This is a genomic window from Edaphobacter sp. 12200R-103 (assembly GCF_010093025.1).
In the GTDB taxonomy this organism is placed as follows: domain Bacteria; phylum Acidobacteriota; class Terriglobia; order Terriglobales; family Acidobacteriaceae; genus Edaphobacter.
The window spans coordinates 647,498-662,404 of the sequence record NZ_CP048114.1 but is presented as its reverse complement, the minus strand read 5'-3'; the positions used below and the strand labels follow the sequence as shown (position 1 = coordinate 662,404).

Sequence of the window (14,907 nt, the reverse complement as noted above, 5' to 3'; positions counted from 1 at the left end):
ATGGTCGAGTCGCAAATGTTGTGTTCGAAGAACTTGCCGGACTGTACCATCTGATTTTTTTTACGAGAGACGCCGGGCGGAAACAGCCCTGCACCGGCCATGGAGTTTACCTGATGTTTAATCGCCCGACGCGCCGCCGCTTTCTTGCCACATCCGCTGCTGCGGCCGCAGCGATCTCGCAACGACATGCCCTTGCAGCGCCATGGCAGGAGTCCCCGGCCGCCGACGACGAGTCCACACCGTACAAGCTCTTCTTCGACCAGCCGGCGGCAACCTGGCCCGATTCCCTGCCCGTGGGGAACGGAAGGCTGGGGGCCTGTGTCTTCGGCCAGCCCAGCCAGGAGAGGATTCAGCTGAATGAGGAGTCCATCTGGGACGGAGAACTGCGCGACCGTAACAACCCCAAAGCAGGCGAGACCGTGCAGAAGATGCGCGAACTCCTGTTTGCCGGACAGGTGGCTGAAGCTGAAGCGTTAGTTCCGGACGGTTTCCTTTCGATCCCGCGCCGGTTTCCCTGTTATCAGACCCTGGGCGATCTGCACCTGGACTTCGGACCGATGGAGGGGGTCAGCAACTACAGGCTGGAGCTGAACCTCGATACCGCCATTGCAACCACGACCTTCACGAAGGATGGTGTGCAGTATCGCCGCGAGGTCTTCAGCTCGGCTCCCGATCAGGTAATCGTGATTCGCCTGACCTCGAACGGAATCGGAAAGATCAGCTTCACTGCCCGTCTGGACCGGCCAGCGAACTTCGAGACGGATGCCCTGGCGCAGAACCGGCTGAAGATCTTTGGCGAAGCGTTGCCGGTCAATGACAATCCCGGACTTCCAATCAAGGAGCGGCAGGTCGGCATTCACTACTACGCTGAACTGCTGGCCGTCTCGACGGATGGCGTTACCTCGACGAAAGACAGTATCCTTACGATCGATAAAGCCACTGCCGTCACGCTCTTTGTCGATTGCGCTACGAGCTACCGCTACCCTGCCGGCCAATCAATGATGCGTCAGGCCGTCGTAAAGAATCTGCTTGCGGCCTCGTCGCGTTCCTATGCCGAGTTGCGCTCCCGTCATATCGTCGATCATCAGAGATACTTCCGGCGGTCCGCGATCACAATCGGCGAAGCTACGGATGCGAATGCCAGCATCGCCACCGACAAGCGGCTGGCGAAGATCAAGGCAGGCGGCGAAGACCTCGCCCTGCTGGGAATCTATTTTCAGTACGGGCGGTATCTGCTGATCTCAAGCTCGCGGCCGGGAACGCTGGCAGCCAATCTGCAAGGCATCTGGAATGAATCGGTCGATCCACCGTGGGGATCGAAGTACACCGTCAACATCAACATCGAGATGATCTACTGGCTGGCGGAACGGGCTGGCCTATCAGAGTTGCATGCTCCGTTATTCGACCTGATCGACCGCACCCGTACTCCCGGATATGTGACGGCCCAGAAGTACTACGCGTCCGGAGGGTACGTGGTGCATCACAACACCGACATCTGGGGAGACTCGTCTCCAATCGATGGTCTGGGCGGCGGTGTGTGGCCGATGGGAGCGGCATGGATGGCACTGCACCTGTGGGACCACTTCGACTACACCGGCGACGTCGGCTTTCTGCGGGACCGCGGATATCCGCGCTTGAAGGAGAACGCGCAGTTTCTGCTGGATTACATGGTGACGGACCCGAAGACGGAGCGGCTGGTCACAGGTCCGTCGTGCTCTCCGGAGAACAAATACAAGCTGCCGGACGGCACGGCACACAACGTCTGCATGGCGCCGACGATGGACATCGAGATTGTGCGCGCGGTGCTGACACGGCTGCTGCAGGCAGCTTCCGTGCTGGCGACCTCTCCCAACTGGGACCCGACGGAGGATGCTCCGCTGCACAACCGTGCGCGGCTGGCATTGATCAAATTGCCTCCCTTCAAGATCGGCAAAGCGGGCAACCTGCAGGAATGGCAGGAGGACTACGCCGACGAGGAGCCGGGACACCGGCACATCTCTCACCTGTTTGCGCTATTTCCGGATGACCAGATCACGCCGCAGCGCACCCCCGACCTGGCAAAGGCAGCCCGGGTGACGTTGGACCGCAGACTGGCCAATGGCGGAGGAAGCACAGGCTGGTCGCGCGCATGGGTTCTGTGCTGTATGGCGCGACTGCACGACGGCGATGCCGCGTATGAGAGTCTGCAGCGGCTGCTGGCAGATTCAACGCGCGGCAATCTCTTCGATGTCTGCGGCAAGAAGTCGAACTCGCCGTTTCAGATGGATGGCAATCTCGGCGGGCCCACCGGCATGGTGGAGATGCTGCTGCAGTCGCACGCGAGCGGCGGCAGCAGCGAAGCAGGGCAGCTGCGAGGGGTTGAATCCGCTGCCAACGTGATTCGCCTGCTCCCGGCACTTCCAAAGGCGTGGCCGAATGGATCGTTCCGGGGTTTGCGAGCGCGGAGCGGTCTGGAGATCGATCTCGAATGGCGCAATGGAAAGGCGACAGTGGCCACCCTGAAGGCTCACCTGGACCTGACACACCACATTCTGGCTCCGAAGGGACAGCAGATCGCCTCCATCTCTCCGACACAGACCGAGACAATTCCGGGGACAGGACCCGACGAGCTGGTTCTGCCGGTCAAGGCGGGCGAGACCTTCACTGTCCACTTCTCCTAAGCGCATCAGGTAAATGCCCCGTATCAGATGACTTTCGTACGATCGAATGCGTGAGAGCGGAGTCGAGAAACCCGGCATTTCGAGATGCTGGATTGGATAACAGCATAGTGCAGAAGTGTGTCTCCGCACAGAGATAGAACTTGCACTCAAGGGGAGCCGCTGGTTATATATTCCGGCAGGCGTTGGCCGACTGAATCGCGTCACTCTAATATCAGGGGCGTCGTTCAGGAGGCCAGGGCGCGAGGGAAACCACGTGAACCGAAGCACCTTACGGATGGTGATGACGATCCTGATGTATGCGGGTGTCGGTGTGTTTCTGCTTCCCTATGTCATCGGCAAGGCATCTACCGGTCCCCTGTTGATGCTGGTCGGAGGACTGATGTCAGTGATCTGCGGACTGTTGCGCTGCTGTCTGATGGACCGCGAATAGTGGGTAGTGCTGCATCAGGACTGCTTTCATTTCGCAGAGGTACCAGAGGAGGCAGCCGGCATTGCCGCGGACGCAATCTGTGCCTGCTTGAGGACGCGATATCCATCTCGGGTGCGGATACGATACTTCTGTGCGTTTTCACCCACCAGCTTGACCGAGATGCTGCGCCAGCCCCGGTTAGGGTTGGGCTGCGGGTAATAACTGAGAGAGTAAAGATGCGCCAGGTCCTCGCGGATAGAGGCGAAGGCATCCTTCTCGTCCTTCCAGCTCTTGGCAAAGTAAGCCTTGCCGCCGGTCGCCTTGCTCATTCTCTCGAAGACAGCCGTCGAGATCGGCTCTGCCTGTGCATCGCGCGTGCTGATCATGTAGATAATGGTTCCGGTCGACTGCGCCAGTTCCGCCACATCCTCCGGAGGCACCAGGCTCGCATTGTCAGGCCCATTGGAGAAGACCACGATCGCCTTGCGCCCTGTAAGCTGCGCTGCATCTTTTACGGTCAGCAGCAGGCAGTTGTACAGAGCAGCATCGTCACCGGCGACCGTGCTGCGAACACCGCGCAGGATGGACGATCTCTCCGCCGTAAGAGGGACGCCGCGAGAGAGATCGCGACTGTAGGAGTAAAAGGCCACCCGCGAGACGCCTTCGAGAGAGCGCACAAAATCGGCAATCGCGTCCTGCGCGTAGACAAAGCCCCGGTACATATAGTTGCTGGTATCGAAGAGGATAAAGACATTTGCACCGGTGGGTAGAGGGCCCGCATCGGTTACAGGAGGTGCAGAGACTGGCATACCAGAAGGCGGCCCGTCCTCAGTAACCGGCTGCTCAATCATCTGCTCAACCAGTTTTCCATCGGGTCCGCCCGCGACAAAGCGCCGTGTCGGCTCATTTCCCTCTTCAAAGGTCGCGACCTTCTGCGGGATCTTGTCTTCCGTGATCTGGAAGTCCTCAGGCTTCAGCCCGCTGATGTAGTTGCCTTTGCGGTCTGTGACGGCGATGTTCAGCTGCACCAGCACGACGTTGACCAGGATGCGGGAGTCGTCCTGTGCTGCCGTTCTGCGTTCTCCTCCCACCACCAGCAAAGAGGACAAGATCATGATCGAAAGAAGAGCTCGCTTCACCGTATCCCTCCCACTGCAGCAGCGCCCTGCGGCTGTGTGCCTGGGGCCTGCAGGAACGTTGTCGTAGTTGCGGACGGTAAGGGAGCAACCTTGCCTTCGCGAAATTCCTCGCCCGCCTCGAGCATGGCGCGTTCAACCGCGGGCCAGTCTTCGAGGTCGGTCGCGAAGATCTTGGCGCTCATCCGCCGGGTCAGCTCTGGCACCAGCCGATTGAGCGCTGCCGGCTCATATCCTTTTTCATCGGCAAGCCGCGCCCAGTACAGGTTGCTCGACTCCCACGACTCCCCAAAGAGGCGGCTGGACTCACCACCGAAGGATGGGAACGGTTTGACCTCGAGCAGACCCGGAGCATAGCTGCGCGCAAGCACAGGATGCGGAACGCCAAAGTCGCGTGAAAGCCGGTCGACCGACGTCTCAGAAGGATCTGACGCGCACAAGGCATCCAGTTGCTGATTCTGCGGTCCGAATGCTCCGGCCCGCCCGGGATGCCTTCGGCGGAACTCCGCTGCGAGATAGAAGGTATCCGCAGGCATGGTCTGCGCGAGAACAGCGATGGAGTCCTCGTTATTGACCAGCGATTTCTCCAGGGTCTCCAGACGCTGCGGCGCCATCCGGTTGCCGAGAACATCGATGACCTGCTGGCGCAGCGTAGCATCGCGCTCGGAGGCCAGCAGCAGCTCCTCCCCGGAGCGCTGGTAGAGAGCGACGGCATGCAGCTCATGCGGAGTGACGCTCCACCAGCGCGGAACCGTGGCGCTTACCAGCAGATCGGGCACAAGCTCCTTCCAGATGAGCGCCTGAACGTTCTCCGGAGCAATAAAGTCCTGCTCGGTCTCCGCCAGCGCATAGGGAAGGTCGGCAAGCGATCCCATCAGGTAGGCTCCGCCGCCCGCAGGCGTTCCTACTCCCATCAGCTCGGGCGCCAGCCAGGAGCGCTCTGTCGAGACGACTGTCAGTCCGGAGAAGTCGTGCGAGCGCACGAACAACGAGTTGTTGTGCAGAACCTGCGCCCCCGGAGGCTCGTAGTAGGCGTAGTTCAGTCCCACCAGAGCATCGCGCAGAAACGGCGAGAGCTGTCCACGCGCAGATTCCAGCTGCGACTTCGTGCCCGGTCCCTTGATGACGCGGGTAAGGTCGGTCTTGATCTGAAGCTCGGCATGATGCGTGGAATACACGCCCGGCGCCCAGGTGATCTTCTCGCTATTGGTAAAGATGGGCCGCGGCAGCTCGAACTCGCGCAGCTCCCCGGCCAGACCGAGCATGTTCTGCTGTGCCGGTGAACCCTGCTCCATCGACGACAGTCCATCGCTGAGTGCAAAGAGCGTATCCAGCGAGACCAGCCTCTGGTCTTCCAGCACATTGCGGATACGGCCTGCGATCTCCTGCCGAACGCGCTGCCCTTCCACACTCTGCTGCGGCGGCCCCGCCATCAGGTCGACAAGGGCCTCCTGCGAGAGATTGGTCGATCCGGCAGACTTCATCACATCGGTCAGGGATGCCCGGGCGGCATCGAAGAGCTGAGGAGAAGAGGCGATCTGTGCGAACGGCCCGACCATCTTCATCCAGGAGTCGTTCAACGCCGCAGAAGGTATCTCGCCCTGGCGGGCAAGAACCTGCCATATTCCTACGTTCGCCTGAAAGGCTCCCACAGCATTGCCGCGAAGCGTCTGGTTGGAGATGTCGTTGATGGACTGGGCAACGCTCATGAAGCGGGCGATGGCTTCATCGTTCAGTTCAGGGAACTCGGAGAAGGCCATGTACCATGTGCCGAATTTTGAGAAGTTCGTCGTCAGCAGCTTCGCCGCATCCGGAGAAAGCTTTCTGCCTTCCGGTCTCCGGCCATCGATCTCGGTCAACGTCAGATAACTCTGGAGCGGCCCGGTGTCGGTGTCGAGGCGCGACAGAGAGGCCATCGCCTCCAGAAGTTGTTCCGGACTGTTCCATCCCCGGGCACGCTTCGCCCACATACGGGTGGTCTTGAAGTCAGACTTCTGCGCGAGTGCCGCTTTCCAGACATCGAGATCGCCGGGAACATGCGGCTGGCCATCGGCGTCCCACTCCACGCGTGTGAAGAGAACCAGCAGTCCAGGCGCTTTGCGAAAGACGCTGGACGTGGCGGCGGGCGTCAACTGAGGGGAACGAAATGCCTCGTAGACGCGCTTCAACCGGTCGGGCTGAGCAAGATGATCCTGTTGCGACTTGCTGACACGGGATAGCGCATCATAGTAGGCTGCAAGCCATCCGTTATCCTTCTCCAACAGATGCATCACAAATTCACTGGCATTCTCCGGACTGGCGACTGCCAGCTCTTTCCATGCAGCCTCAGCCTTCGCTCCACCGGGGACGAGGACGCGCCCAGATCGAATGGAGATCTCGCTTCCATAGAAGTCCAGCACAGGAGCGAAGGGCGCCAGACGGGGCAGCCCAGGCGACCGCGCAAGAGCAAGATTGGTCTCGTCATCGTTGCGGGACATCGCCCAGTACAGACGTGCAATGGCAGGGTCACGCACCAGGAGGTCGATGAGGTTATCGGCGCCTTGCCTGCGGTTCAGCGAAAGCCACTCGTCCTCATGCAATAGAACGGGAACCCTTGTGGACGGGAAGGTGTAACGGAACTCGACCCCCTTTTGCAAGCACTCCTCCAGCGTCATCAAAGGAAAGCCGGAATCGATGGTGAGGAAAGCAAGATCAGGATTCGAAGTTGCCAGGGTAAGGTTCTTGTCCCGGCAGTTGCCGACGATTCGATAGCCCAGAATCTGCAGCAGCGTGCCTGCATCGCCGCACCCTTTTACATCGATCACTCCGCCGGGTCCGGCAAGAATCTGCAACTCGCGCGCCTGCTGTACATAGCGGGCCAACAACAGAAGGAACTCTGTCGGCTTCTTCTGGCTGTATCCCTGCATGAAGACATTGCGGGCCAGCAGAGGAAGCACCTCGTCGGAGGGAATCTTCTGGCTGATGCCGGCCATACGCTCGAAGGAGCGCAGGGGACCGGGAATTGCGACTCCATTCGCTGCGCGAGACAAGGAGCTGCCTCCCGGAGTATTTCGTACAGGCTGTCGCCGTGGAGAGACGGTCTGTGCCCATCCCACAGCCGGAAGGGCAAGCAGCAAGGTAAGACCTGTAAGGGAAGAAACGTGCCGCCGAAGTAGACACTTCATTGCAGACACCTCATTGCGAACTGCCGGGACGATGACAGCTTACGGCCAAGCAGCAGGCCTTTATGCGACTTAGAGGCGGCCGGTAAAGATTGAAGCGAAAATCATCACAACCGGCTTTCTGCTGCCACTCGTGAATATGTCTCTTCTCAGCTTCACGTTCGTTGGACAAATATAACGATTAGCCCGAACCTGCACCAGTGTTTTCACTCTTTCAATTGTCAGAACGTTGTAAAAAGATGATCGCCGGCGTAGATCTCTGGCCAATAGGATGCCATCTTTTCACAAAGCGACATCCTGGCCAGGTTATTTGGAGGGACAGAAGACTTATTGAACCGAAGTTATTGAATCAGGATGATGTCGAGAAATCTCGGTCCGTGAACTCCCTTAATGCGAGTCATTTCAATGTCAGCCGTAGCCGAAGGGCCGGCGAAAAAGGTCGTCGGCAGCGTGGCAGTGTCCCTGATGCGGTCCAGCGCTTCGGGCACCGTCTCGACGATATCTTCCGTGCGAACAAGGCAAAGATGATAGTCCGGAACCAGAGACACGGCGCGGCGCCCCTGGCCGGGAACGTTCTGCAGGATGACCGAGCCGGTAAGCGCAATGGCGACGGTTGAGCCTGTGATGACTCCCTCGAACTGGTCGAGGGCCGCGGGTGAGGCTCCATCATCAACAGTGTAGTCGAAGCCCTCCGGCAGCCAGGCAGGATTCAAGCCGCTGGGAATCAGCAGCTTTCGCCGGCCACGTTCCGTAAGCATGCGGGCTATCGTCCCTGGGACTTCCGCCTCCGAGGCACGAACGACGTTCGCGTCGTAGTCATGCAGACGGTCCTCCAGCAGTTCAAGAATCTCCTCACGCGAGCGCGTGGCTGCGCGCAAGTAGTCGCGCTCAATGGCAGACCACTGTCCGGCGGCCCGAGCAGCATCGGACGCCGCTCCATTGGCAGCGCGAATCCGGCGCAGAATCTCTGCGCGAGCCGCTGATGTATCGATCACTCCACCGGTCTCAGTTGCCACGCTTCCCCCTCTTCTCCCACCACTCACGGAAGGTCTCCTTCGGCATCTCGCGCAGGTCGCGCACCTGGGTCCAGCCGCCCAGCATGCCCGGCAGCCATCCGATCCAGCCGTCCTTACCCACCAGCGGAGTTTCGGCGATCCTGCCAAGTCGTTGCGCCGCTCGGAATCTCCGCTCAGACTTGAAGATTGCACCCGCTGCCTTCATGGCCAGCGCCTCCGGATTCAGTGGCCCATTCTGCTTCACCACCTTGTTGCGCAGGTGAATCAGTACCTCAGGGATGTTGATCTTGACCGGGCAGACCTCGTAGCACGCTCCGCAAAGCGACGATGCATAGGGCAGCGTCTGCGCATGGTGCAGTTGCTGCAGCTGCGGCGTCAGGATGGCTCCGATCGGCCCGGCATAGACCGAGCCGTACGCATGGCCGCCCGTCTGCCGATAGACCGGGCAGGCGTTCTGGCAGGCGGCACAGCGGATGCAGTTTAGCGTCTGGCGGCCTTCTCCATCGGCCAGAACAGCCGTGCGGGCGTTATCCATCAGAACGACGTGAAAGTTCTTCGGGCCATCCCCGGGGCGCACCCCGGTCCAGAGGGAGTTGTAAGGATTCATGCGCTCGCCCGTGGCGGAGCGAGGCAGCAGCTGCAGTACGACCTCAAGATCCTGATAGCGCGGAAGAATTTTATCGATCCCGGCGACCGTAATCAGCGTCTCCGGCAGCGTGAGGCACATCCGTCCGTTGCCTTCGCTTTCAACGATGCAGACCCCGCCGGTCTCGGCGATCAGGAAGTTGGCTCCGCTGACGGCAGTGTTGACCCGTAGGAACTTCTCGCGCAGAAACCGCCGGGCAGCGTCCGCCAGGTCCTGCGGCTTCTCTCCCAGCTCAGGAAGGTTCATCTCGCGCTGGAAGATCTCGCGAATCTGCTGACGATTCTTGTGCAGCGCTGGAACAACGATGTGCGACGGCTGATCGTGACCAAGCTGGATGATCAACTCCGCGAGATCGGTCTCGTACGCCTTGATGCCTGCGGCCTCCAGCGCGAGATTGAGGTGGATCTCCTCGGTCGTCATCGACTTGATCTTGATGACCTCGGGGTTCTGCGGCGAAGCATGCGTCTTTACCAGCTCAGTGACGATGCGCTTGGCCTCTTCCCCATCCCTGGCCCAGTGAACCACACCTCCGGCCCGGGTGCAGTTCCGCTCGAACTCCTCAAGGTAGTAGTCAAGATTCGCCATGGCGTGTTCGCGAATCTGCTTGCCGCTCTCACGAAGCTGCTGCCAGTCAGGCATCTCGCCGACGACGCGGGCGCGCTTGTTCTGGATAACCTCGGTGGCGTGGCGAACATTCTTGCGCAGCTGGGTGTCTCCCAGCGTGACTTTTGCCGCTATAGGAAAGGACGGTGATGTCTTGGGATCGAGTACCGAGTTCGTTGTACTCACAGGACATCCCCCTCAGCGCCGGCCAGAATCTCGGCCAGATGGACCGTGCGGACGCCGGTTCTCTGCCGATGAAGAGCACCCTGAATATGCATAAGACAGCTATTGTCGCAGGCAGTGCACGCTTCTGCCCCGGTGTTCAGGACGGCGGTGGTCTTCTCGGCCAGCATCGCGCTTGACACATCGGCATTCTTGACCGCAAAGGTTCCGCCAAAGCCGCAGCACTGCTCCATGTTCCCGATCTGTACGAGGTCGATTCCCTTCACCGCTCGCAACAGACTCATCGGCCCATCGCCCAGCTCAAGATTGCGCAGTCCGTGGCAGCTGGCATGGTAGGTCACGCGATGAGGATAATAAGCGCCGACGTCGGTCAGACCCAGCCGCCTCGTCAGGAACTCGGAAAACTCGTAGACGCGCGGCAGCAGCTCGGCGACCTCTGCCATCAGCTTTTTGTTCCCCAGCTCCTCGGCCATCTTTGGATAATGGTCGCGCATCATGGCCACGCAGCTTGAGGAAGGCACGACGACCGCCTCGGCATGGCGAAACTGCTCTACGAAGCGGCCAACCAGCGGCAGCGCCTCGGCCTGATAGCCGGTGTTCCAGTGCATCTGTCCACAGCAGGTCTGTCCTGCGGGAAAGTCCACCGTGTGGCCCAGTCGTTCGAGCACCTTGACGACGGCCTTGCCCGTCTCTGGAAACAAAGTGTCGTTGTAACAGGTGATAAAGAGCGAGACTTGCAGGACCTTACCCTCCAACAGTGCAATCGCAGCTGGTTCAATAGAGATTTTATTTCCCGATACAATCTATCTCAGCTACGATAGTACGCGCTCCCAGGGAGCCCTTTCTTTTATCATTCCTCAAAACGGAGTCTTCGTGGGACCAAATCCTTTTATCGGCGTCATCTACCACTGGATCGGCGGATTCGCCTCGGCAACAAACTTCATTCCCTTCCGCGCCATCAAGCGCTGGTCGTGGGAGATCTACTGGCTGATCCAGGGCTTCGCCGCCTGGATCGTCGCGCCGCTGGTGCTGGCGTGGATCTTCGTCCCCAATCTCTCCTCTGTACTGCACACTGCCTATCAGCAGGATCCTTCGAGCATCCGCTACGCCATTTTGTGGGGCGTGCTTTGGGGCATGGGAGGTCTGACCTTCGGCCTGGCAATCCGCTATCTCGGAATCGCCCTCGGCTACGCCATCGCGCTTGGCCTGTGCACCGCCTTCGGAACCCTCATCCCGCCTCTTTATAGCGGTGAGATGTCCGGCATCCTCCACGAGCGTTCCGGACAGATCATCCTCGTCGGCGTCGCCGTCTGCCTGATTGCGGTCGCAGTCAATGGAGCCGCAGGTCTCTCGAAAGAACGCGAGGTTACCCCGGAAGAGAAGGCCGAAGCCGGCGAGACGGACTACAACTTCGGCAAGGGTCTGGCTGTCGCGATCTTCGCCGGAATCATGAGCTCCTTCTTCGCCTTCGGCCTGAAGGCGGGAGCCCCCATCGCGGTCGTGGCCAAGCAGGAGTTGCTGGCGCACAACCGCCTCGACCTGTGGCAGAACCTTCCGGTGCTGATCGTCGTGCTCTGGGGAGGCTTCCTGACCAACTTTGTGTGGTCGGTCATCCTGATCATCAAGAACGCCTCGATCAAACAGTTCGTCGGCGAACCCGGCATGAATCCTATGCGGGCCAGCCACTCCTCCGGCCAGACCATGGTCGACTTCGATCCCCTCGATCCTTCCACCTACGATCGTCTATCGCCGACGACCCTGACGTTCAACTATCTCTTCGCCGCCCTGGCAGGAGTCATCTGGTACTTCCAGTTCTTCTTCTACTCCATGGGCCAGACCAAGATGGGCAAATACGACTTCTCATCGTGGACGCTGCACATGGCCTCCATCATCATCTTCGCCACGCTGTGGGGACTGGCCCTAAGAGAGTGGCGCGGAACCAGTATGAGGACCAAGGTGCTGGTGACCCTGGGACTGCTGCTCCTCGTCGGATCGACTGTGATCGTCGGCTATGGAAACTACCTGAAGTCTGCGGAGACGGCAGCGACGACTGCGATGCTGCGCTAAGGGTGTATCCATCTCGATACGACTTGCTTAGGACGATCGCCGGTCTTCAATGTTTTTAGTAAGAGTGTCATTCTGAGCGAGCGTAGCGAGTCGAAGGATCTGCGGTATGGGATGTGGGCCAGCCAGCCGACCGCAGATCCTTCGACTCCGCTGCTCGCGATAAAGCCGCGAGCAGCTACGCTCAGGATGACACCTCCGAAAGAGCCTCGAAACAAACTGGCCCGGCGAATTGGCTGCGCCTGCAACCCGCTTATGAGATTCCCTCTGCCCTGAGCTAGGAAGTCGTGTCGATTATTGGCACGAAGGCGGACCCGCCTCATCGACGACCAGTGCCGCTTGCTTCGAACGCACTTCTTCTGAAAGTGCTTGATCGTTTAAAGGTTTTGCATGGGCCAGTTCTACCTGAGCTTTGGCGCAAGGAATTAGATCAAGCCTTCCATGCTGGACTCCAAAGAGGAGCGTTTCTCCCTGCACTCGAACGAAGTATCTCTCGCCCGCCTTGAGATCGAGATTCAGAGTCTCCCTCAGTTCGGGTCGCTTCGCGGAACTTGCCCCAAACGTATGGGGTCCTGCAACGAAACGAAGAGTGATATATCGATTGCTTTGGACGTAAAAGGTGTCCCCGAATGCAAATAATTGTTGCGCTCCATCAAAGATATTTCCTCTATAGAAATCATGTTTGTTCCCGATGGAATTGGTCTTCCAGAATGATCCATGCGTGTAGAAGGTCACCATGACATCCTGCGCTTTTGCCCCTTTGCAACTGAAACACAAGAACACCAGGGCAGACAGACAAGTCATCTTTCGCTTCAACATAGCCGACATAGGAATGGCCACAGCATATCGGAAGCCTTCGTGTCAGCAGTCAAAGGGACGAAGATGATCCCGATACAGGATGCCGGTGTATCATCCGCATGATCGACACGAGGATTGCCAACACGCAGACTGCGATCGCCGTTTCCCGCAACCATGTCGCAGCTTCCATGCTTAAACCAATCCCCGTAAACATCGCCACATAAGCCGCCACGCACATCGGGCACTTGGGCAGGAGAAGCAGGATCACGGCAGGAGTTCCCACCCTGGCTGCACCCCTGGCGTGACCGCCTCTGCTGGAGATAAAGCTGCTGCGCCCCGGTACGGCGCAGCAGCTTCGGGTGCTCATCAGTTCCCTCCGCAGCAGGAGTGTTCCACGGGCTTTTCGTATCGATCGTGGTGACGAACCCATGCCATCGGATAGGAAAGCGCGTCCTCGTCGCGTCCCTTCGGTGTGACATCGATGAGCGTATAGACCGCCAGCAGTCCCTCCGCTCCGCGAGCATAGCTTGAATAGGTATGAAAGACTTCGCCCGCGTCATTTCTGTAGAACGCACTGACGCCCGGAGCCTCCTCACTGGGATGCTCTCCTGTGCCGAAGTTGTAATAACCTTTTCCGGCCATCTGATCTGCCGTAAACGAAACACCGAAGTCGTAATTGAACTCGTTCGTGGAGGCTGAGTACCAGGGGAAGCTCCAACCCATTCGCTTGCGGAACGGCTCAATCTTCGCAAGAGGAGCCCGCGAGACAGCTGCAAACGCGATGTCACGAGCGTTCAGGTGTACGAGATTGGCATTCATGGTATCGGCAGCCATCGAGCAGGATTGGCATCCCTGCTCCCACTCCGGGCCAAACATGAAGTGATAGATCAGCAGCTGGTCCTTGGAGCCGAACAGATCTGCAAGCGTCCTGTTACCCTGCGGACCTTCGAAGACATACTCCTTATCGACCTTCACCCAGGGCAAAGACAGTCGCTCCTTATTCAAAGCGTCTTTCTGCCTGGTGAGCGACTTTTCCTTCGCGAGAAAATCCTTTCTTACCTTTAGCCATTCACTTCGAGAGACAACCGCATTCTGCATATTCCTTCTCCTGTCCGGTTATGCGACTAGCTTTTGCAAATCCGATCTGTGCCTGGTTTTGCAGGCGTTTCTACCGGCGGGTATGCACCCGCTCCCGCACTTTGGCGATGATGTTCTCCCAGCCCAGATGAACCCCTTCTATCGTCTCTGCAGGCATCCATCCAGAGGCGCGATGTGCGAACTTCAGCTTCGTCACTCCCTTCTCTTCACTCAGCCGATACTGCACATTCGAGATGGCCGGGTACGACATGAAGAGCGGGCCGCTGATCTCGAGCAGCGAAGGCGGCTTAATCGCCTGCACGTTTCCCCACCAGTGGCCGGTGTCGTTGCCAAGATCGCGAAACCAGCGACCGCCGGGCCATGGCTCAAGCTTCATGGGAAGCGGTACCTTGTCGGGTCTCTCGTTGTAGGGTCCCAGCTGTTCCAGAAGCGTCTCAAAGACAACGGCAATCGGAGCCGCAATCTCCTCTTCTTTCAAGATCTCCAGTGTCTGAATCGCCTGTTGTTCTGCTACCGGCATCGTCGTTTCTCCTTTTGGTCAAAAATGAAGAGCCATTCGAGAGATTGCTTCGCTCTCACGAGGCTCAAGCTACTTTTCGTGCGTACCCGGGTTCTGAATCGTTCCTCGCGCCTGTCCGATTGCCTCGGCGACCTTGTGCTCTGCCCGCTCCTTGATGCGTGAGATCTGGTGCGTCCAGTACTTCTCAAAGGTCTTTACCCAGTCGTGAACCGGCTTGAGCTCCGCCGCATTCAGCCGGTACATCCGGTGTTGTCCCCGCTTGACCACCGTGACGACGCCCACCCTGCGCAATACGCTGAGGTGCTTCGATACCGTGGGTTGCGGAAGCTGCACAATCCGGACGACGTCGCTGACAGCGCGTGCCTGGCCATCGACGAGCACGCCGATGATCTCGCGGCGGCGGGGTTCGGCGATGGCATTGAAGACATCGGTGGTGGTTGCTGCTCGTGCCATGAACAGAACGATATATTCCTATATAGGAATACGTCAAGCAATTCCTGACGGTTTATGAGGGTTTTCTTAAACCCGATACGTCGCGATCCTGCCTCTCAGGAAGACGCAGTGAGGGCCGTATTTCTTCTGTAAATGGGCTCAGGAGCGGCATTACAAAAGT

At 58.9% G+C, this 14,907-nt stretch carries 13 protein-coding genes; 3 read left to right on the top strand and 10 right to left on the bottom strand.

Annotation, left to right across the window (positions count from 1 at the left end):
• Positions 1-113 precede the first annotated feature (113 nt).
• Positions 114-2,660, top strand: coding sequence for a glycoside hydrolase N-terminal domain-containing protein (locus tag GWR55_RS02815; RefSeq protein WP_162400904.1), 2,547 nt, complete (start codon positions 114-116; stop codon positions 2,658-2,660).
• Positions 2,661-2,913: 253 nt separating this feature from the next.
• Positions 2,914-3,090, top strand: a complete 177-nt coding sequence (locus GWR55_RS02810; RefSeq protein ID WP_162400903.1) for a hypothetical protein — start codon at positions 2,914-2,916, stop codon at positions 3,088-3,090.
• 26 nt (positions 3,091-3,116) lie between these two features.
• Here GWR55_RS02810 and GWR55_RS02805 read toward each other — a convergent pair whose 3' ends face one another.
• The 5 genes from GWR55_RS02805 to GWR55_RS02785 form a co-directional block, all read right to left on the bottom strand.
• Positions 3,117-4,208: a VWA domain-containing protein gene (locus GWR55_RS02805; RefSeq protein ID WP_238398599.1), complete on the bottom strand. Its 1,092-nt coding sequence runs from the start codon at positions 4,206-4,208 to the stop codon at positions 3,117-3,119.
• Positions 4,205-7,369, bottom strand: coding sequence for a hypothetical protein (locus tag GWR55_RS02800; RefSeq protein ID WP_202925571.1), 3,165 nt, complete (start codon positions 7,367-7,369; stop codon positions 4,205-4,207). Before GWR55_RS02800 ends, GWR55_RS02805 begins: the two co-directional genes overlap by 4 nt.
• Positions 7,370-7,707: 338 nt before the next feature.
• Positions 7,708-8,382 (bottom strand): LUD domain-containing protein, encoded by a 675-nt coding sequence (locus GWR55_RS02795; RefSeq protein WP_162400902.1) that lies wholly within the window; start codon positions 8,380-8,382, stop codon positions 7,708-7,710.
• Positions 8,372-9,817: a LutB/LldF family L-lactate oxidation iron-sulfur protein gene (locus GWR55_RS02790; protein WP_162400901.1), complete on the bottom strand. Its 1,446-nt coding sequence runs from the start codon at positions 9,815-9,817 to the stop codon at positions 8,372-8,374. Before GWR55_RS02790 ends, GWR55_RS02795 begins: the two co-directional genes overlap by 11 nt.
• Positions 9,814-10,554, bottom strand: a complete 741-nt coding sequence (locus GWR55_RS02785) for a (Fe-S)-binding protein (RefSeq protein WP_162403723.1) — start codon at positions 10,552-10,554, stop codon at positions 9,814-9,816. Before GWR55_RS02785 ends, GWR55_RS02790 begins: the two co-directional genes overlap by 4 nt.
• A gap of 133 nt (positions 10,555-10,687) precedes the next feature.
• On the opposite strand from GWR55_RS02785, the gene GWR55_RS02780 reads away from it, so the two are divergent.
• Complete coding sequence (locus GWR55_RS02780) at positions 10,688-11,881, top strand: L-rhamnose/proton symporter RhaT (RefSeq protein ID WP_162400900.1); 1,194 nt, start codon at positions 10,688-10,690, stop codon at positions 11,879-11,881.
• Between the two features lie 291 nt (positions 11,882-12,172).
• Here the strand turns inward: GWR55_RS02780 and GWR55_RS02775 are convergent, their stop codons facing one another.
• The 5 genes from GWR55_RS02775 to GWR55_RS02755 all read right to left on the bottom strand — a co-directional run bounded on the left by GWR55_RS02775 (position 12,173) and on the right by GWR55_RS02755 (position 14,747).
• Positions 12,173-12,697: a hypothetical protein gene (locus GWR55_RS02775; RefSeq protein ID WP_162400899.1), complete on the bottom strand. Its 525-nt coding sequence runs from the start codon at positions 12,695-12,697 to the stop codon at positions 12,173-12,175.
• Positions 12,698-12,746: 49 nt separating this feature from the next.
• The gene (locus GWR55_RS02770) at positions 12,747-13,043 is read right to left on the bottom strand and encodes a hypothetical protein (RefSeq protein WP_162400898.1); all 297 of its coding nucleotides are present in this window, start codon (positions 13,041-13,043) and stop codon (positions 12,747-12,749) included.
• A complete protein-coding gene (locus GWR55_RS02765; RefSeq protein WP_162400897.1) occupies positions 13,043-13,774 on the bottom strand; it encodes a thioredoxin family protein in 732 nt (243 codons plus the stop codon). Before GWR55_RS02765 ends, GWR55_RS02770 begins: the two co-directional genes overlap by 1 nt.
• 70 nt (positions 13,775-13,844) lie before the next feature.
• Positions 13,845-14,294: an SRPBCC domain-containing protein gene (locus GWR55_RS02760; protein ID WP_162400896.1), complete on the bottom strand. Its 450-nt coding sequence runs from the start codon at positions 14,292-14,294 to the stop codon at positions 13,845-13,847.
• Between the two features lie 69 nt (positions 14,295-14,363).
• Complete coding sequence (locus tag GWR55_RS02755; RefSeq protein WP_162400895.1) at positions 14,364-14,747, bottom strand: helix-turn-helix transcriptional regulator; 384 nt, start codon at positions 14,745-14,747, stop codon at positions 14,364-14,366.
• Between the last annotated feature and the right edge of the window lie 160 nt (positions 14,748-14,907).